Annotated in this window: 19 protein-coding genes; all 19 read right to left on the minus strand. The window is 32.8% G+C overall.

Features of this window, described 5'->3' with window-relative positions; genetic code table 11:
* Nucleotides 1–61: 61 nt before the first annotated feature.
* The 19 genes from AN161_RS21470 to flgL all read right to left on the minus strand — a co-directional run bounded on the left by AN161_RS21470 (nucleotide 62) and on the right by flgL (nucleotide 17,880).
* Entirely contained in the window at nucleotides 62–859 is a 798-nt protein-coding gene (locus tag AN161_RS21470) for a methyltransferase domain-containing protein (RefSeq protein ID WP_053596369.1), read from the minus strand.
* Between the two features lie 612 nt (nucleotides 860–1,471).
* Nucleotides 1,472–2,533: an FkbM family methyltransferase gene (locus tag AN161_RS21475; protein ID WP_053596370.1), complete on the minus strand. Its 1,062-nt coding sequence runs from the start codon at nucleotides 2,531–2,533 to the stop codon at nucleotides 1,472–1,474.
* A 36-nt stretch (nucleotides 2,534–2,569) separates the two neighbouring features.
* The gene (locus AN161_RS21480) at nucleotides 2,570–3,229 is read right to left on the minus strand and encodes an acetyltransferase (RefSeq protein ID WP_053596371.1); all 660 of its coding nucleotides are present in this window, start codon (nucleotides 3,227–3,229) and stop codon (nucleotides 2,570–2,572) included.
* A 1-nt stretch (nucleotide 3,230) separates the two neighbouring features.
* Nucleotides 3,231–4,253 (minus strand): dTDP-glucose 4,6-dehydratase, encoded by a 1,023-nt coding sequence (gene rfbB / locus AN161_RS30215; protein WP_053596372.1) that lies wholly within the window; start codon nucleotides 4,251–4,253, stop codon nucleotides 3,231–3,233.
* Nucleotides 4,254–5,336, minus strand: a complete 1,083-nt coding sequence (locus tag AN161_RS30220) for a DegT/DnrJ/EryC1/StrS family aminotransferase (protein ID WP_053596373.1) — start codon at nucleotides 5,334–5,336, stop codon at nucleotides 4,254–4,256.
* Between the two features lie 404 nt (nucleotides 5,337–5,740).
* Nucleotides 5,741–5,908: a hypothetical protein gene (locus AN161_RS30360; RefSeq protein ID WP_201406626.1), complete on the minus strand. Its 168-nt coding sequence runs from the start codon at nucleotides 5,906–5,908 to the stop codon at nucleotides 5,741–5,743.
* Nucleotides 5,909–6,032: 124 nt separating this feature from the next.
* On the minus strand, nucleotides 6,033–6,887 hold the full coding sequence (gene rfbA, locus AN161_RS21495) for a glucose-1-phosphate thymidylyltransferase RfbA (RefSeq protein WP_053596374.1): 855 nt from the start codon (nucleotides 6,885–6,887) through the stop codon (nucleotides 6,033–6,035).
* An 18-nt stretch (nucleotides 6,888–6,905) separates the two neighbouring features.
* Nucleotides 6,906–8,114, minus strand: coding sequence for a UDP-glucose/GDP-mannose dehydrogenase family protein (locus AN161_RS21500; protein ID WP_053596375.1), 1,209 nt, complete (start codon nucleotides 8,112–8,114; stop codon nucleotides 6,906–6,908).
* A complete protein-coding gene (gene galU / locus AN161_RS21505) occupies nucleotides 8,111–8,998 on the minus strand; it encodes a UTP--glucose-1-phosphate uridylyltransferase GalU (protein WP_053596376.1) in 888 nt (295 codons plus the stop codon). The genes AN161_RS21500 and galU overlap by 4 nt, the downstream gene beginning before the upstream one ends.
* On the minus strand, nucleotides 8,999–9,934 hold the full coding sequence (locus AN161_RS21510) for a UDP-glucuronic acid decarboxylase family protein (RefSeq protein ID WP_053596377.1): 936 nt from the start codon (nucleotides 9,932–9,934) through the stop codon (nucleotides 8,999–9,001).
* A complete protein-coding gene (gene galE / locus AN161_RS21515; RefSeq protein WP_053596378.1) occupies nucleotides 9,931–10,911 on the minus strand; it encodes a UDP-glucose 4-epimerase GalE in 981 nt (326 codons plus the stop codon). The genes AN161_RS21510 and galE overlap by 4 nt, the downstream gene beginning before the upstream one ends.
* A gap of 4 nt (nucleotides 10,912–10,915) precedes the next feature.
* Nucleotides 10,916–11,887, minus strand: coding sequence for a UDP-N-acetylglucosamine 4,6-dehydratase (inverting) (gene pseB / locus AN161_RS21520; protein WP_198926921.1), 972 nt, complete (start codon nucleotides 11,885–11,887; stop codon nucleotides 10,916–10,918).
* Between the two features lie 319 nt (nucleotides 11,888–12,206).
* Nucleotides 12,207–12,554, minus strand: a complete 348-nt coding sequence (locus AN161_RS21525; protein WP_053596379.1) for a hypothetical protein — start codon at nucleotides 12,552–12,554, stop codon at nucleotides 12,207–12,209.
* Between the two features lie 26 nt (nucleotides 12,555–12,580).
* A complete protein-coding gene (locus AN161_RS21530; protein WP_053596380.1) occupies nucleotides 12,581–14,305 on the minus strand; it encodes a 6-hydroxymethylpterin diphosphokinase MptE-like protein in 1,725 nt (574 codons plus the stop codon).
* Between the two features lie 185 nt (nucleotides 14,306–14,490).
* Nucleotides 14,491–15,408, minus strand: a complete 918-nt coding sequence (gene hag, locus AN161_RS21535) for a flagellin Hag (RefSeq protein WP_053596381.1) — start codon at nucleotides 15,406–15,408, stop codon at nucleotides 14,491–14,493.
* A gap of 169 nt (nucleotides 15,409–15,577) precedes the next feature.
* On the minus strand, nucleotides 15,578–15,796 hold the full coding sequence (csrA, locus tag AN161_RS21540) for a carbon storage regulator CsrA (protein WP_053596382.1): 219 nt from the start codon (nucleotides 15,794–15,796) through the stop codon (nucleotides 15,578–15,580).
* A complete protein-coding gene (gene fliW / locus AN161_RS21545) occupies nucleotides 15,796–16,239 on the minus strand; it encodes a flagellar assembly protein FliW (protein WP_053596383.1) in 444 nt (147 codons plus the stop codon). Before fliW ends, csrA begins: the two co-directional genes overlap by 1 nt.
* Before the next feature lie 16 nt (nucleotides 16,240–16,255).
* The gene (locus AN161_RS21550) at nucleotides 16,256–16,819 is read right to left on the minus strand and encodes a DUF6470 family protein (protein WP_053596384.1); all 564 of its coding nucleotides are present in this window, start codon (nucleotides 16,817–16,819) and stop codon (nucleotides 16,256–16,258) included.
* Between the two features lie 113 nt (nucleotides 16,820–16,932).
* Nucleotides 16,933–17,880, minus strand: a complete 948-nt coding sequence (gene flgL, locus AN161_RS21555; protein ID WP_053596385.1) for a flagellar hook-associated protein FlgL — start codon at nucleotides 17,878–17,880, stop codon at nucleotides 16,933–16,935.
* Nucleotides 17,881–17,886 lie beyond the last annotated feature (6 nt).

Genomic DNA, 17,886 nt, shown 5'->3' on the forward strand with positions numbered 1-17,886 from the left:
TATTGTTTTGGAGGAAAAATACTTTTCAGGTACTTATAACTCAATAATATAATACATATAGTTAATTTCTTCTATATGGCTTTACATGCCAGTAATCCATAAAGCCATCCTTATAAAATAAATTATTTTCACTTAAAAATCTTTGATCAAACTCTTTATTTTCTTTAAAAAAGAACCATAATTGAGATTCAAGATGATATAAACTTGATTTAAATCCCCATTTATTAAACAATATTTCCATAGATTTATTTGTAAAAAAAGATACGTGCACTGGGTATAAATAAAACCAGTTAGGATCTCTAGGAATTTTTTCAGTAATTAATGTGTGTACAGCCATAACCCCATTCTCATTTATCAAACTAACTATATTATCTAAATCTCTCAAATCTACAATATGTTCAAAAACAGAAGTTGTGATTAAAAAGTTAAAGTAATTTTCTCTTAATTGAGTGTTATATGTTTCTTCAGTCATGTATTTATCATAATTCAATAAATTATAGCCACTAATTTTCTTTAATGATTTAGATAGTTTTGCATCGCCACATCCATAATCTAAACTTTCGTTTAAATTAATAATTTTCAAATCGGCAAACTCTTTGAGTATTTTTGATTGCTTTTCAAGCCTAGTGACCCATTTTAGATCTTCAATATTCATTTCAGAATATTGATAATTCGAATGAAATTCATTATTCAATCTATTCCATTTTTCTATATTCAATTTGCAAATTGTATCAGCTTTAACAAAACCACAATTATTGCATTTTAGATAGTCCACTTTATTTAATATTTCTAGATTGAAACTTTTAGTAAAAAAATATTCTAAGTCTCCTTTGCATATCTGACAATATTGATTTTTCATACTATTCTCCTTTAAGTAAAAGCTCTTTCCTAAAGCAACACTAGTTGATTTAGTTAGCTAAGTTAAATTTGTTGAATTTCCCTATAAGGTAGTGGTCTCCATTGATTTCCTCCACTTTGTTTTATGTTTGAACTGTTTATCTCCTTTTTACCGAAGATCCAAAAAGAAATCATCATTTTCATTAATAAATTGTTTATAAGATTCTTATTTGTATGTACTTACCAGTTTAATTTTTCATACTATATTATAAGGGAAGTAGCTTACATTACTTAGAGACTCACTAATATACTGCCTCATTAGTTCCCCCCTCTTTCATCATGGAAGGTCTAAACCACTACCTACAATAAAAGAATCCTTCGATAAACTGTCTACGCTTAGGTCGATTGCCTCAAAAAAGAAAGAACGAAAACAAATCAATTTTCGGTTTTCTTTAATTAAATTCAATTCCTCTTTTCTAAACTATTTCCAGGAAAAAAAGTAGATGGTATATTTAAATGTGTTTATAAATAGTATATATATGTTGAAAATGATTTTTACATTTCAAGCTATAAAGTCTCTCTTTTCTATGTTTGTATAGGTAATATTTCGCCACTAGCCACTATATTAATAATTTCAAAATTCCGCTACAGCGTATAAAACGGCATCAATTGCTATAGGCTTATGAACTCTAAAATAGAATTTATATTCTGGAACAAGTCCTTTTAAATATTCAAATATTTCTATCAAATCATTTCTTTTATGATAGACACTAATTGCTAGTTTCGGTTTTTGAGTTTTAATTATCTTTTCTGCTCCTTTTAATGCTGCCATTTCTGCTCCTTCAATATCCATCTTTATAAATGAAATTTCTTCACCCTCTTTCACAATATTATCTAATTTATCGGCCTTAACAAGCACACCATTACCTTCCGATATTTTGGATAACATATTTTCTGAAGAATCGAACAATAAATCAGTTTTCTTACTAAACACTGCCACTTCACAAAATCTTATACGTTCATCTAAATAGTTCTCTTTTAAAATAGACATATTAATCGGGTCTGCTTCTACTGCAATAATATTTTTGAATTTATTATTATTTAAAGCTATAAAATCTTTGATTGTATCTCCTATGTATGCACCACAATCGATGAGACTTTCATTTTCATTCAATGAAATTATATCTTTTGGGAAATAGTGTTCTTCACAATATATGTCCTTTAAACAGCTATAATTATTATAAACTTTTGCATCTATATAAGCTGTAAGTGACTTACGTGATTGTTCATCTGCTAGTAAATTTTTGATATTTTGAAATTTTCCTTTATTCATATCAATAAATTTTAATGATAATTCTTCCATATTATAAATTTCTGATAAATAATAAATATCATTTAAGTTAATATTATTAATTCTTCTTCTAATTTCACTTTTAGATATTTTATATCCTTCAATATGCCCCATGACAATATTAAATTTTTCTTTATAAACATTAATATAACTTAATGGAAGAATACTATTTTTATCAGAGCTGTTTAAAAAAATATCATCCACAAAATAACCTTTCACACATAAATTGTTTGTTTTAAGCTTTTCGTGTACAAATTTAGCCACTTCACCACTACCATATATAAACAATGGCATATCATTTTCAATTATTTGTTTTATTACTAAAGTGTCACCTATATTTGACATTAAAATTCACCAATTTTCTATATTATTATTAGGACTTTACTCTATCGGTACAGCTATATTCCTTGTTACCTGTAATAATTTATTATTAGCTGACAAATCTTTATTTAATGTTACATTTGCTCCTATAATACAATATTCTCCAATATTAACTTTTGGTAAGATAACTGCTCCACTTCCTACAAAACTACTACGTCCAATACTGACATGTCCTGATAAAATCACTCCTGGAGAAATCACACTATTATCTTGGATATTACAGTCATGGCCAATTGAACAATTTTGATTTATTATCACATTCTCACCTATTATTGTATCTATAGAAATTGTTGTATTTGGTGCGATATATGAACCTATTGCAGTACTACTGCCTTGAATTACTAGTGCATTAGGATGTATAATCGTTTCCATTAACGTAGAACCTTTTGATACTATTTTTTTATAAATTTTTTCTCTTACTAAACTTTCTCCAATTCCAATTACAAATTCACAATTTCCCCATTCTTCATTTGAAAAGATAGTCTCTGAAATAACTGGAATGCCCATAAGTAAATTATCTTGCTCATTAAAATAAGCTTGATCTACAACAAAAGCTTCAATATTAAATTTAGCAACAGCTTGACTTTTATTTAAACATAAGATAGTACTATAAATTTCTCTAGCAAGGGCTCCTGCACCATAAATATATTGTCGCTTCATTTTAAGATCCCTCCATTAAATATTGATCTATTAGTTTATTCAATACCTGTTTCATGTTAGTTTTACATTCAAATTTTAGTTCATTTTGAATCTTACTTGTGTCTACCGCATATCTAAAATCATGTCCTGCACGATCCTCTACAAAAGTAATCAATTCTTTAAAAGATTTCATTTTTCTTTTTTCTAATTTATGAGAGAGTTTTTCATCTAAAATTCCACAAATATCATTTACAATTTCTAGATTTGTTTTTTCATTTTGTCCCCCAATTAAGTAAGTTTCCCCTTTGTTACTTTCGTGGAAAACTAAATCAATTGCTCGACAATGCTCTTCTACATATAGCCAATCTCTTATATTCTGGCCTGAACCATAAATTGGAATAGGGTCGAATGCTATCGCTTTACGAATAATTGTTGGGATTAATTTTTCACTATGTTGCCCCGGTCCAAAGTTATTTGAGCAATTTGTTGTCACAGCATTCATTCCAAATGTATGATAATAACTTCTAACTAACATATCAGAAGCTGCTTTACTAGCGGAATAAGGGCTATTAGGAGCAAATGGACTATCTTCTGTAAAATAACCTTCACTTTCCAAGGATCCATACACTTCATCTGTTGAAATATGGTGGAATCTAGCACTTTCAAATTCCTTTTTAAAATTATTCGGTGCTTTCATCCAATGGTTTCTTGCAACATCTAACAATACATATGTACCATTAATATTAGTTTTCACGAATACACCTGGGTTTTTAATCGAGTTATCAACATGTGATTCAGCAGCAAAATGAAAAACACCATTAAAATTATATTTTTCAAATAAGAACTCCACTAATTCACGATTACAAATATCACCTTTAACAAACTCATAATTAGGATGATTTTCAACATTTTTTAAATTATTAGAGTTACCAGCATATGTTAATAGATCTAAGTTAACAATTTTATACTTTGGGTACTTACTTAGTAGATAAATAATAAAATTAGAACCAATAAATCCAGCTCCACCTGTAACTAATAGATTCAATTAGCTTTCCTCCTCAATTATCGAATTTATGATGTCCGATATTTTTTTTACTATTTTTTTATCTAAATTTGCATATAAAGGTAAGCAGAGGATTCTTTTTGAAATACTTTCTGAAACTGGACAGTCATTATTGTCCTTAAGATAAGGTAATTTATTTAAAGAAGGGTAAAAATAACGACGAGTTTGAATTTCTTTGGATTTCAATTCTGAGACTATTTTTAATAAAGTATCCTCACTGTTGAATAAAACAGGGTAATATGCATAGTTGTATTCAACATTTTCTGTAATATAAATCACATGGATATCACTAGGTAATAGCTTATTATAAAATTCACTTATTTCTTTGCGTTTTTCTAAGTTGTGCTCAATATAATTTAAATTACATATCCCCATTGCAGCATGAAATTCTGTTGCTTTTGCATTAATTCCAGGTAAATAATAATCTTCACCTACATAACCATAACTTCGTAATAATTCAATTTTTGTTGCAAGATTCTTATTAGCGCATGTAATTCCTCCGCCTTCCACAGTGTGGAAAACTTTTGTTGCATGAAAACTGTACGTTGAAATATCACCGTAATTGAAAATAGATCGCCCCTTATAAGTTACTCCAAATGCATGCGCACCATCATATATTACTTTCAAATTATACTTATTGGCTATCGCTTCTATTCTTTCAACATCACAAGGAATACCAAAAACATGCGTTGCAATAATTGCAACAGTATTTGTAGTAACTACAGTTTCAATCTTCTCAGGATCAATACTTAATGTTGTGGGATCAATATCAACAAATACAGGTTTACATCCTTCCCATGTAATTGATGTCGTAGTAGCGATAAAAGAAAATGGGGTTGTAATTATTTCTCCTTGTAAGTCTAAAGCTTTAATAGCTAATTGAAGCGCCAATGTTCCGTTAGTAACATATGTTAAATTATGTACTGCTAATCTTTCTGAAAGTTCTTTTTCCAATTCAACTACATAAGGTCCGTTATTTGTCAACCATTTAGTATCCCAAAGATTCTCTAATAATTTTTCATATTCCTTTTTTGAAGGCATAAAAGGCTGTGTAACTGGTATCATATTTACACCCTACTTTCATGATAAAATTTATCTCTAATCTTCATCGTTCAAGAATAGAAGTATCAATTTTAATATCCTGTAATATTATTTGATTAGCAATTGAATCCAACATTTCCTTAAAATTATCTGCCGCCTCTATTTTTAAAAATGTTTCCACTGTATTTTTTTCTATTCTTATTTTTAGGATTATTAACCTTATCAAATTTTGTTTTGGAAAAATTCAACACCTTGCTCAGATTGTAATTATATATATAATTGTTTTAGAATATATATCATGTCCAGGCAAATGATCTATACATCTCACTATTTTTCCTTTATTAACACTTTTAAAATTATTTTCGGTAGCCTAACCGTTGGGGAAATTTAGATAATTTTCTTGTTTCATGGTTCTACTTTCATCTGCACTAGTATATTTCCCCTTCTATTTCTGTAATAATAAGTCCTAATATACTATGTTCATTTTGATTTAATATTGGTTGCAAAAATGTATCAGTATTTGTTTTTAAACCTTGTATTTTAAAAATAACGTTCGTTTTAGGTCTTATATTTCCTTCTGACTCATCAAAAAACAATCATTGCATCTCATTGAATGGAATCAGTCCTATATATGTATTACTCTCATTTTTTTGTTAATAATATAGATAGGAAATTTTACAATCGTTTAAAGTGAAGACAGAAATATCCATAGAAATTTATTCATTCCTTCAAAGATTGTAGGTATTTAAAATATGTATTGTTCCCTTTTTTAACAATAATTTCATCCTTTGTAATCCAACTATTATTCAAAGAGATTTCTTCTAAACAAGCAATCATAAAACCTTGTCTTTTTTGAACAGTCTCCACAAACTGCCCAGCTTCCAAAAGGCTTTCAAATGTACCTGTATCTAACCAAGAGAATCCTCTCCCAAGAAGTCGAACCTTTAATTTTTTTCTTTTTAAATATGCATTATTTATATCAGTAATTTCAATCTCCCCACGTTCAGATGGTCTCACATTTTTAGCTATAGAAATTACATCATTATCATAAAAATATAAACCCGTAACTGCAAAATTTGATCTAGGTTTCATAGGCTTTTCTTCAATAGAAACTACATTTAAATTTCCATCAAACTCAACAACACCAAAACGTTCTGGATCTTTAACTTGATATCCAAATACTAGTGCTCCCTCCTTTAAAGCAGCTGCTTGTTTTAAAACAGGTGTAAATCCTTGGCCATAAAATATATTATCACCTAGTATTAAACAAACTGAGTCACTTCCTATAAATTCTTCACCTATTATAAAAGCATCAGCAAGTCCTCTCGGCTCTTTTTGCTGAGCATATTCTAATGTCATACCCCATTGAGATCCGTCTCCTAACAATTCCTGAAAAATCGGTAAATCTCTAGGGGTACTAATTACCAATATTTCTCTAATGCCAGCCAACATTAGAACTGATAATGGATAATAAATCATTGGTTTATCATAAATAGGTAACAATTGTTTTGAAATAGATTTTGTTAGTGGGGATAAACGTGTACCACTACCACCTGCAAGAATAATACCTTTCAATTCCCTCACTCATTTCTGTTATTTTCCATAAATGTATCTACCATCAAAAATCACACTGTTATCTATATTCGCTTTTTTAAACTCATCCCATTCCGTAACAAGTAATACAGCATTTGAATTTATTAATACCTCCTGTACAGAGCACACACACTGTTTCAAATTCTTTACAACAGGATCATAAGCCTTTACAATCGCCCCTCGTTTCTCTAATTCTTCAATTAAATAAAGCGATGGTGCTTCTCGTAAATCATCTGTATTTGGTTTAAAAGCAAGCCCTAACATACCAATGATTTTACCCTCTACATTGCCATGAAAATAATCTAACACTTTATGTAAAAATAATTCTCTTTGATGGAAATTTGCTTTTATAGCACTTTCTACAATTGTTAATGGTGTTTCATATTGCCTCCCTAAATAAGCAATTGCCTCAGTATCTTTCGGGAAACAAGAACCCCCATATCCTAATCCGGGATTTAAAAAGGCACGTCCAATACGATGATCTAATCCCATACCATCTGCTACATCGAGCACATTAGCCCCCATCTTTTCACAAAGATTTGCAATTTCATTAATATAGCTTATTTTTGTTGCTAAAAAGGCATTTGCCGCATATTTAATCATCTCAGCACTTCGACGATTTGTACGTACAACCGGTATTTCTAACGGGTTAAATAATTGCTCAATCGTATCACCAGCTTCAATAGATTCAGCACCAATCACGATACGATCTCCATGGAATGTATCATGAATTGCATGACCCTCACGTAAAAACTCTGGGTTTGATACTACATTTACGTCTACATCTGCCACTAAATTTTCATAAATAATTTTTTCTACTAGATCATTCGTACCTATAGGAACCGTACTTTTCACAACAATAATCGTGTCGTTAACAATTTTTAATGCAATATCCTTTGCAGCTTGTTGAATATAACTTAAATCTGCCGCTCCACTCTCACTTTGAGGTGTACCTACAGCGATAAATACAATACGTGCATTTACAAAAGCCTCTTGATGATTTGTTGTAAAATACAGGCGACCAGATTCTATGCTTTTCACCATTAATTCATCTAAGCTTGGTTCATAAATTGGTGACATTCCTAATTTTAATGAATTTACCTTTTGTTCATCTAAATCGATACAAGTTACTGTATGACCAATCTCAGATAATACTACACCTGTAACAAGTCCTACATACCCTGTACCAATCACCGCTACGTTTGTCATACTTCCTCCACCTCAGTCACTACTTTTTTTATATAAGCTAATACTTCATTTTTTAAATCATTTCGTTCTAATGCAAAATCAACCGTTGCCTGTACAAAACCAAACTTGCTACCACAATCATAGAGTTTACCTTGTACATCATGTGCTACAATACGTTCTGAATGATTTAATAACTCAATAGCATCTGTTAATTGAATCTCGCCACCTGCTCCTGGCTGTGTTACTTTTAAAGCATTAAAAATATTTGGTGTAAGTATATATCGACCCATAATGGCTAAATTTGAAGGGGCCATTTCAGCTTTTGGTTTTTCAACAAAGCCTTTCACTTCTATTGCTTTCCCCTCTTCAATTTCGCCATTCGGATCAATAACCCCATATTGATGTACTACATCCATTTCCACTGCTTGTACACCTATAACAGATGCCTGCTCTTTTTCATATGTTTCAATTAATTGTGCTAATGCAGGTGTTTCAGCTTGTAAAATAATATCACCTAATAACACTGCAAAAGGCTCGTCACCAATAAAACGGTGTGCACAATAAATTGCGTCACCTAACCCTTTCGCCTCTTTTTGGCGTATATAATGGATATTGGCCAAATTTGAGATTGCTCGAATTTCTTCAAGGTCATCCCATTTTCCTTTTTTCGTTAATAACTCTTCTAGTTCATATGTTTTATCGAAATGATCTTCAATTGATCTTTTATTGCGTCCACTTATAATAATGATATCTTCAATGCCCGCTGCAACCGCTTCTTCTACAATATATTGAATCGTTGGCTTATCAACAATTGGTAACATTTCCTTCGGCTGTGCCTTTGTTGCTGGTAGGAAACGAGTTCCTAATCCAGCAGCTGGAATAACAGCTTTACGTACTTTTTTCATTTACACTCGCTCCTTGAAATAAGCAATTGTTTTTTGAAGCCCTTCATCTAACATAACTTGTGGCTCCCAGTTTAATGTACGCTTTGCTTCATCTATCATCGGTTTGCGCTGTTTTGGATCATCTTGTGGTAGTGGTTCATATTGTAAAGGCGTTTTATTCCCCGTCCATTTCACTACCTTTTCTACAAGCTCTAGCATTGTAAATTCATTCGGGTTACCTAGATTTACAGGTCCTGTAATATCTTTTGGCGTAGCCATTAATCTTAAAAATCCTTCTATTAAATCATCAACATAGCAAAAAGAGCGCGTTTGTTGACCATCACCGTAAACTGTCAACGGCTTGTTTTGCAATGACTGCACAATAAAATTGCTTACAACTCGTCCATCCTTGGCATCCATTCGGGGACCATATGTATTAAAAATACGTACAATTTTAATTTCAATATCATACATTCTTGCATAATCAAAAAATAATGTTTCTGCACCGCGTTTTCCTTCATCATAACAGCTTCGAATACCTATTGGATTTACATGCCCCCAATAATGTTCTGGCTGCGGATGTACTAACGGATCACCGTATATCTCTGATGTAGAAGCTTGGAAAATTTTAGCTCCTGTTTGTTTTGCTAGCTCTAATAAATGCAATGCTCCTAGTATGCTTGTCTTAAACGTATGAACAGGGTCTGCTTGATAATGAATAGGGCTTGCAGGACATGCCAAGTTATAAATTTCATCCACATGCCCTATCGCTGGTAAAGGCTCTGTAATATCATGCTTAATAAATAAAATCTTTTCTAAATTATGCTGAATATTATCTATAGAGCCTGTTTGTAAATTATCCATACAAATAATGTCATGTCCCTGTTCCAATAATCTATCGATTAAATGTGAACCGAGGAAACCCGCTCCTCCAGTTACTAAAATACGTTTTTTCATAAAGTACCCCCAAATTTCTTCTTGTGCCAATGCCAGGCTGTTTCAACAATCTGCTCTAAGTTATATTTAGGAACCCAATTTATGATATCCTTTGCTTTGTCCGCGCAACCAATCAACTTACTTGGATCACCTGAACGACGATCTGTTAATTGATATTGTATAGTTTTTTTGGTTACTTGCTCTACCATCTTAATTATTTCTAAATTTGAGTAGCCTGCACCATTTGCTAAATTTAATTGAAGATTTTGTTGTTCTTTAATTAAAAACTGTAAGGCTTTATGGTGTGCATCCGCTAAATCTGTCACATGTATATAGTCACGAATACACGTTCCATCTGGCGTATCAAAGTCTGAGCCAAATACATTGATTGAATCCGATTTTCCCAAAGCTACATTTAAAACCAAAGGAATTAAATGAGACTCCGGCTCATGCCATTCTCCAATAGTCCCATCCTCATCTGCACCTGCTGCATTAAAATAACGTAATGCAACATACTTTAAGCCATATGCTGTAGAGTAATCCTCCATTAATTGCTCCATCATGAACTTTGTTCGGCCATATGGATTAATTGGATTTTGCGAATGTTGCTCTGTAATCGGTAACTCTATTGGGTTGCCATATGTTGCGCACGTAGAAGAAAAAACAATATTTTTCACGTTATTTGTCAGCATTACGCCTAATAAGTTCATTGTATTAGCAAGATTATTATGATAATACTTTGCAGGATCTTGTACAGATTCTCCTACATAGGCATACGCCGCAAAGTGCATCACTGAAGTTATAGGATATTGTGTAAACAGAGTATGTAAATCTTCCAATGATGCTAAATCACCATCTAGAAATTGAGCATCTTTATGAACAAGTTCTAGATGACCTGTGCATAAATTATCAAAAACCACAACTTGTTCACCTTGTTCAATTAAATATTTCACTGCATGTGAGCCTATATAACCTGCTCCACCGACAACAGCTATCATATAACTACATCTCCTCTGCTAGTGTACGCAATTCTTCTATCGTCAACCAATCTTCATTTTTATTACTCGTATATTCAAACCCATCCGGAAGATTTTTACCATCTTCTGCGAATTTCGATGACCAAAATGGAAACTCTGGTTGAATGACATAATATGAATCATACTCAACTGTATGGCGAGCATCATCTTCCATAATCATCGCCTCATGCAATTTTTCACCTGGTCGAATCCCTACAATTTCAATATCACATTCTGGCGCAATTGCTTTTGCCAAATCAACGACTTTCATGCTTGGAATTTTAGGTACAAAAATTTCACCGCCGTGCATACGTTCTAAATTATCAAGTACAAACTGTACACCTTGCTCTAGTGTAATCCAAAAACGAGTCATACGCTCATCTGTAATTGGCAGAACACCTTTTGATTTCATTTTTTTAAAGAAAGGTACTACGCTCCCGCGACTTCCTACAACATTGCCATAACGAACAACAGCAAAACTTGTTTTTTTACTTCCTACATATGCATTTGCAGCAACAAATAATTTATCTGAAGCTAGCTTTGTTGCACCATATAAATTTACTGGCGCACATGCTTTATCTGTGGAAAGCGCAATTACTTTCTCCACACCACAATCTATCGCCGCTTCAATAATATTCTGAGCTCCATGAATATTCGTTTTTACCGCTTCAAATGGATTATATTCACATGCATCCACATGCTTCATAGCCGCTGCATGAATTACAATATCAACACCGTCAAATGCTCTATGTAAACGTTCTTTATCCCGCACATCTCCAATAAAGAATCGGAGACGTGTATCGTCAAACTCTTGCTTCATCTCATATTGCTTTAGCTCATCACGGCTAAAAATAATAATTTTTTTCACACCTAATTCTAATGCTTTTTTCGTAATTTTTTTTCCAAATGAACCCGTTCCACCAGTAACTAATACTGTTTTCCCACTTAACACAGTCATCGACTTACTCCAATCTTGTAAACTACATTTTTTATTTTCACTTTATTAACGCCAATAATTGTTTCTAATCAAATTAATGGAACTCCTCTGATTTTTAGCGCCTTGTCTAGTTGTATTATAGACCTTTGATGATGAGCGTTTTAATTTTTGATTAAACCATCTTTAAAAATTTGATAATTTCGGCAGTCTATAAATCTCATCATTTGAATGCCTCTACCTGAGCTCATCGCAGTGCATCTTCAACGGCCCATATTTACATAAACGTCGTTCAATTGTAGTGTACGTTCCCAGTTTTTTTGCAAAATAATATCCCAATTCATTAATGTTTAATACTTTTTACCCGTTGTGCTTTTCCAAAGAAAGGAGCAACTTCATATTCAAACATATCTGCCACTACTACATAGTCTTGCATTTCCAGACCTTCATTCACTTCTTTTAAAAATTCGTGGATAGTTTCAACTTCTAAAACAGCACTTACTTCATTTTGTACAAATAAATTACATGCCTGTACTAGCCAATCCATTCCCTCTGAAAATTGCAGAATCATTTGTAATGCACTTTCTATTTCATCCTGCCGTAAATATTCTGCAATTTTCAAACAACCTGGCATTACTTTGTCTAAATAGTCGTTATAACTTTCAATTGTTTCAATTAATAAGTCATCCATAGTGTTTCCCCTTTTCTCATTCCTTGTTAAAGTAACTCTTGATTATTGTTTTCTACAGTATCAATTACACCCTGTAAATTTTTTTTGGATTTTTCCAATGCCTCCAACAAGCGCTTATATAATGTATTCGTTTGATTCCAAGAACGCTTATAAGTCTCTTCTTGTGTTTCAAATTCTTTTGGCAAAAATTGATTAGCAACTTCGTAGGTAATTGGTGCTATTAAAAAATGAATTTGTATCATTTTTGTTTTTTCTTCAATTTTCTTTTCAATTTCGTCCAATACTATCAAGGTTTTTTCATCAAAGTATATATTGTGTTGAATTTTATTTAATTTTTCAAGCCCTTTGTTTATAGATCGCTGTAAGTCATTGATAATCTTTACTTCATTTTTATAAATAGCAATGATGCCATCGCTTGTCTTAAATGGCTTGATTGTTTCAATTGTTGATAAATCTTTATAAGTTTTTGTATCTACGTATTGCTCAATAAAGCTTTTAAAAGGTAATTGCTCATACCCCCTTAATGATACTCCTCCTTCTGTACAATTAAACAAAGGTACAGATGGTTTATGAAATTGGGCAATTTCCTCAAATACCATTTTCATCGATAAAAATTCTCTAGAAGTTTGAACAGGCTCACCATTATAACCATCAACTTCAAATAAATCTTTTCCTAACTCCTTTAAATCTTGAACTGTATTTATAAATTTGTTCCCCTGTGCATGAGTTTGGTTATTTGTATAAGCCAAATCTTGTCCAATCATAGCTATAGGTCCAGAATTCAATAATCCTGCTACAGTTACTCCATAATGTGCTACGGTCCCTCCACCAGCTATAATTGGTAAATTAATTCCCATATGCTCATATAAATATCCCCCCATAGACTCGTGTCCTATTTGTGAAAATATGAATGCCTGTTTCTTGAAAGACTTTCTTACTCCAGGATGATTGTATGGTGCATATATCAGTCTTGCATTTTGTAAACTCAAGTTTTTAAAGTGCTCATAATTCCATTTTCCACCGTCTATAGAGATCACAAAGTCCGGCTCAATATTGGCATCTAGTAAAGCATTTATAGTAGATCCAGCTGCTATAATTAATACATTTTGTTCAACTTCCTTTAATAAAGGTAATTGCTTTGTTAATGACGGCCCACTAGCAGCTAAAACAACTGGTAAATCAAATTTATTTTCCAGTGATAATAGAGTATTATCCTTAGCTATTTGCAACACATTTTTTGTGAAATTTTGTTGCCACTCATTAGAAAATTGAACTTCTGTATTATAGTTAACTTGCATTCTATTTTGAAAATCTCTTATATATAGTAAAATTTCTTTATACTCTTGCTTAAATATCTGATTATAATTAGATGAAGCAAAGACATGAATTTTTAAGTTCAGTCCATTTGCAAGCTTTGAAATTACAAAGCCAAGCGTATTATTATGGTGTTCAGACCAATAATATACGTTTTTCAGTTGCATATGCCTTGCAAAAACTTGAAGCGTCCCATCATCTAACAATGGGTCTATAATAATGATTGACTCATTTTTTACTTTATCCAATAATGCATCTAAAATGTATCCATTCCCATAACCAAATAATATATGTATACAATTAATTTTATATTCCTTTTCTACTAAACGTCCTGCCTCACTTATCGGGTCATATTTACTGTGTAAATAATAGTTATTCACACGATAAACCTCTTGACCAGTTTTTGCAACAATCTTCTCGATTGTATACTTAGCCACATAAACCACCTCTTTGTTATTATCGACTTTTTATTGATTTTCTTAATCTACATATTTTTTATTAATATTTTTTCTTTTGCTTTTAATGAGAAAGGCATTGGCTAAGTAATTAATTCTGCCTCCCTATGAACACAAAAAAGGTACAAAAGGAATAATCCCTTTTGTACCTTTTCGTTTTAAGATGATTAACCTAATAATTGAAGAACGCCTTGTGGTTGTTGGTTAGCTTGCGCTAGCATAGATTGTGCAGCTTGCATTAAGATGTTGTTCTTTGTGAAGCCCATCATCTCTTTCGCCATATCTGTATCACGGATACGAGATTCAGCAGCTGTTAAGTTTTCAGATGTAGCACCTAAGTTGTTGATTGTGTGCTCTAAACGGTTTTGAACAGCCCCTAAAGATGCACGAGTTTTAGATACGTGGTTTAATGCAGAATCAATGATAGAGATTGAGTTATCTGCAGCTGTTTGTGTTGTAATGTTAATACCTCCACCGATTTCACCTGGTGATGAAATAGATGTTACAGAAGCTGCAGTGTCCTGAACATTTACACCTAATGCATTTGCAGTCATTGTACCAACTGCTAAGTTAATAGATTGGCCAGAGTTTGCACCGATATGGAATACTTTACCATTAGCATTAGTTGCATTTCCGCCTGTAACAGTATCTGTACGTGAACCTTTAAATGTACCATCTAATAATTTTTGTGTATTGAATTCTGTGTTGTCAGCAATACGTGTAATTTCGTCAGATAGTGATTTAATTTCAAGTTGTAGTGCTTCACGGTCAGATTCTACGTTTGTATCATTCGCAGATTGTACTGCTAGTTCACGCATACGTTGTAGAATAGAGTGTGTTTCGTTTAATGCACCCTCAGCAGTTTGGATTAATGATACTGAGTCTTGAGCGTTTTTAGTTGCCATGTCAAGACCACGGATTTGTCCACGCATTTTTTCAGAGATTGCTAAACCAGCAGCATCGTCACCAGCGCGGTTGATTTTGTAACCAGAAGATAATTTCTCAAGGTTTTTAGAAGCTTGAGTGTTGTTGAATGCTAGGTTACGGTGTGTGTTTAAAGCTGAAATGTTGTGTTGAATTCTCATTTGGAATTCCTCCTTGAATGTTTGTTTTGTTATTCCACATCCGTGTGGAATTTCGGATTAGGTAGTATGTATGTACTTCCTGCCCCTTACAATCTATATATCGTATTTAGTTGGAAATGTTTAATAGTATTTCGAAAGTTTTTTATTTTTTTATGTAATAGATTCCAAATTATTTTTTCTTCAGCTGCTCTAAGAAACTTGATGAGGTAGAAAGAGCTTCTCTATTTTGTGCTTGAATGGCTTCAAAAACTTCGGATCGATGTACTTTCACTGTTTTTGGTGCAACAATGCCGATTTTAATTTGCTCGCCATCCACTGCTAATATTTTAATTTCAATTTGGTCGCCTATCATAATAGATTCATCTTTTTTACGTGAGAGCACTAGCATTATTTCGCACTTCCTTCCAATGTTTGCATTGGGTAGCGTAGTGGATAGGATTTATTATCTTGCAGGACAATTTGTTTACCACATTTTTTATCCATGTTAACGATTATAGGTGCCAGCAAATTAATCGTTGATTCTTGGAATGTTTCCTTCATTGTTACGATAGAGTATGTAAGTACATTCTCTTCCTTCTCAATTTGTAGCTGCTCACGATCATCTTCGCTTATATCAAAGCTGTAATCTTTTTTGAAGACGAACGGATAGGCAACTACAAAACCAATTTCTGTGTGCTCAACTGATTGTAATATTGCTAAAGGAAGATCAGCATCTATAGGTAGTATGACAAATTTTTTTTCATTCTCTAATCCTAATAGTCCCTGTTCAAACGTAAGGATGTCTTGTTCAGATATTTCGACTTCCCCTAAAAATTTAGTAGCAATTTTCATTCTTTTATACGCTCCTTTAAATGACGACATCGATGTTAACATCTGGTCTTTGTACCATTGTACCAGTTACTTTACCTGGCGTGTATTCGTGTATTGGTTTGTTCACCTTTGCGTCAATAATTGGTTCTCTACGCTGGATATTAACGTCCGTTGTCCCAGGCGTATAGTCGATTTTGACTGATCCTACAGATGGGACAAACTTAATATTAAATTGCGCTTGGTGAGGACCGTGGTTTTGTTTTGCAATACCCTGAATTGTAGCACGACCATGCCCTTTACCGGAATTATCCATCATCTGGCGCCCTTCTCTTGCTCTTCGCGCCATCCCCCTTAGAACCTCTTGTTTACCTTGTTCTGCGTAATTCGCGCTTGATTCAAAGGGACCAATTAAACCTAAATCACGTCTGGCTTGAGAAGAATCGATTTTTAGTACACTGCGAGTTGTATTTATTTCGAGAATGGCTGCGGGTTGTTTAATATGCTGTGTTGCGTTTGGTTGTTTAATATACTGTTGTGGCTTAGATATATTCAGGTCTATTTTCGCATCGGTTGTATGAATTTGAATTTGCGGGAGTCTCATGTAAAACATCTCCTTTCAAGAAAAGCGTCTGAACAAAATGTCCAAACGCTTCTTTTAATCTTATTCGTTAAAATCTCTCAAATCTGACTCAAATTTAAATAGGCAAGACTATTTTATCTAATAAAATCTACTAATGTTTGTTGAATAATTTGTGCACCTACAGATAATGCAGCCTGATGAATGGAATTTTGAGTGATCATTTCTGTAATTGCTTTTGCGTAATCAACATCTTCATTATCGGACATTTGCTTTGTTACACCGATTTCACGAATAGAAAGACGATTCTCCATTAATTCTACACGGTTTTGACGTGCCCCGACATCAGCCTGAGCCTCGAGAATTTTATTATGGATTGCAGTAATATCATCTCCAGTGCTTTGTTCCGCTACTCCTCCAAGCGCATTACCGATTTCTTCACCAGTAGCTGGACCACCAGGACGTTCAGGATCTAAAAGATCTGAAATTTTCCCCATCATATCATCAATATTTTGAAATAGTTCAGCTCCAGGAGTATTCACTTTCATTTGAATACTATCATATACTTCAATTTCTACATCACCATTAGGCGCATTTATATCTGAATTTATAATTTTAATACCATCAGCATTTGGCGGTGTAGCTTCAACAAATAATGGCTTACTAGTGTTCGTACCACTAAAAATATAACGATCAGCAATTTTTGTATTTCCGATATCCTGAATTTGCTGACGAATTTGATCAATTTCAGTTTTAATCTTCGCACGTTCTTCTGGAGTATTCGTATCATTAGCTGCTTGAATAACAAGCTCACGAACACGCTTCATTTGTTCGCTAACTTGATTTAGCGATTCGTCAGTTGTATCGATCCAGTTATTAACCTCATTCATATTACGTGTATATTGTTCTACTTGACCTAAATCTCGGCGATAGCCCATGCCTTTTACTGCAATAACTGGGTCATCAGAAGGACGAGTAATCTTTGTACCTGAAGTGATTTGGTCTTGTAGCTTGGACATTTTACCGTAGCTATTATTTAAGTTTAAAAGCATGTTATTCGATAACATGGATTGTGTTACGCGCATATTTTT

This window comes from Lysinibacillus sp. FJAT-14222, assembly GCF_001278875.1.
Taxonomy (GTDB): Bacteria; Bacillota; Bacilli; order Bacillales_A; family Planococcaceae; genus Lysinibacillus; species Lysinibacillus agricola.

What these genes read in the sequence shown, in the direction of transcription:
- AN161_RS21470 (WP_053596369.1), bottom strand. Translation starts at nt 859, where the DNA reads ATGAAAAATCAATATTGTCAGATATGCAAAGGAGACTTAGAATATTTT.
- AN161_RS21475 (WP_053596370.1), bottom strand. Translation starts at nt 2,533, where the DNA reads ATGTCAAATATAGGTGACACTTTAGTAATAAAACAAATAATTGAAAAT.
- AN161_RS21480 (WP_053596371.1), bottom strand. Translation starts at nt 3,229, where the DNA reads ATGAAGCGACAATATATTTATGGTGCAGGAGCCCTTGCTAGAGAAATT.
- AN161_RS30220 (WP_053596373.1), bottom strand. Translation starts at nt 5,336, where the DNA reads ATGATACCAGTTACACAGCCTTTTATGCCTTCAAAAAAGGAATATGAA.
- AN161_RS21500 (WP_053596375.1), bottom strand. Translation starts at nt 8,114, where the DNA reads ATGACAAACGTAGCGGTGATTGGTACAGGGTATGTAGGACTTGTTACA.
- galU (WP_053596376.1), bottom strand. Translation starts at nt 8,998, where the DNA reads ATGAAAAAAGTACGTAAAGCTGTTATTCCAGCTGCTGGATTAGGAACT.
- AN161_RS21510 (WP_053596377.1), bottom strand. Translation starts at nt 9,934, where the DNA reads ATGAAAAAACGTATTTTAGTAACTGGAGGAGCGGGTTTCCTCGGTTCA.
- galE (WP_053596378.1), bottom strand. Translation starts at nt 10,911, where the DNA reads ATGATAGCTGTTGTCGGTGGAGCAGGTTATATAGGCTCACATGCAGTG.
- pseB (WP_198926921.1), bottom strand. Translation starts at nt 11,887, where the DNA reads ATGACTGTGTTAAGTGGGAAAACAGTATTAGTTACTGGTGGAACGGGT.
- AN161_RS21525 (WP_053596379.1), bottom strand. Translation starts at nt 12,554, where the DNA reads ATGGATGACTTATTAATTGAAACAATTGAAAGTTATAACGACTATTTA.
- hag (WP_053596381.1), bottom strand. Translation starts at nt 15,408, where the DNA reads ATGAGAATTCAACACAACATTTCAGCTTTAAACACACACCGTAACCTA.
- csrA (WP_053596382.1), bottom strand. Translation starts at nt 15,796, where the DNA reads ATGCTAGTGCTCTCACGTAAAAAAGATGAATCTATTATGATAGGCGAC.
- fliW (WP_053596383.1), bottom strand. Translation starts at nt 16,239, where the DNA reads ATGAAAATTGCTACTAAATTTTTAGGGGAAGTCGAAATATCTGAACAA.
- AN161_RS21550 (WP_053596384.1), bottom strand. Translation starts at nt 16,819, where the DNA reads ATGAGACTCCCGCAAATTCAAATTCATACAACCGATGCGAAAATAGAC.
- flgL (WP_053596385.1), bottom strand. Translation starts at nt 17,880, where the DNA reads ATGCGCGTAACACAATCCATGTTATCGAATAACATGCTTTTAAACTTA.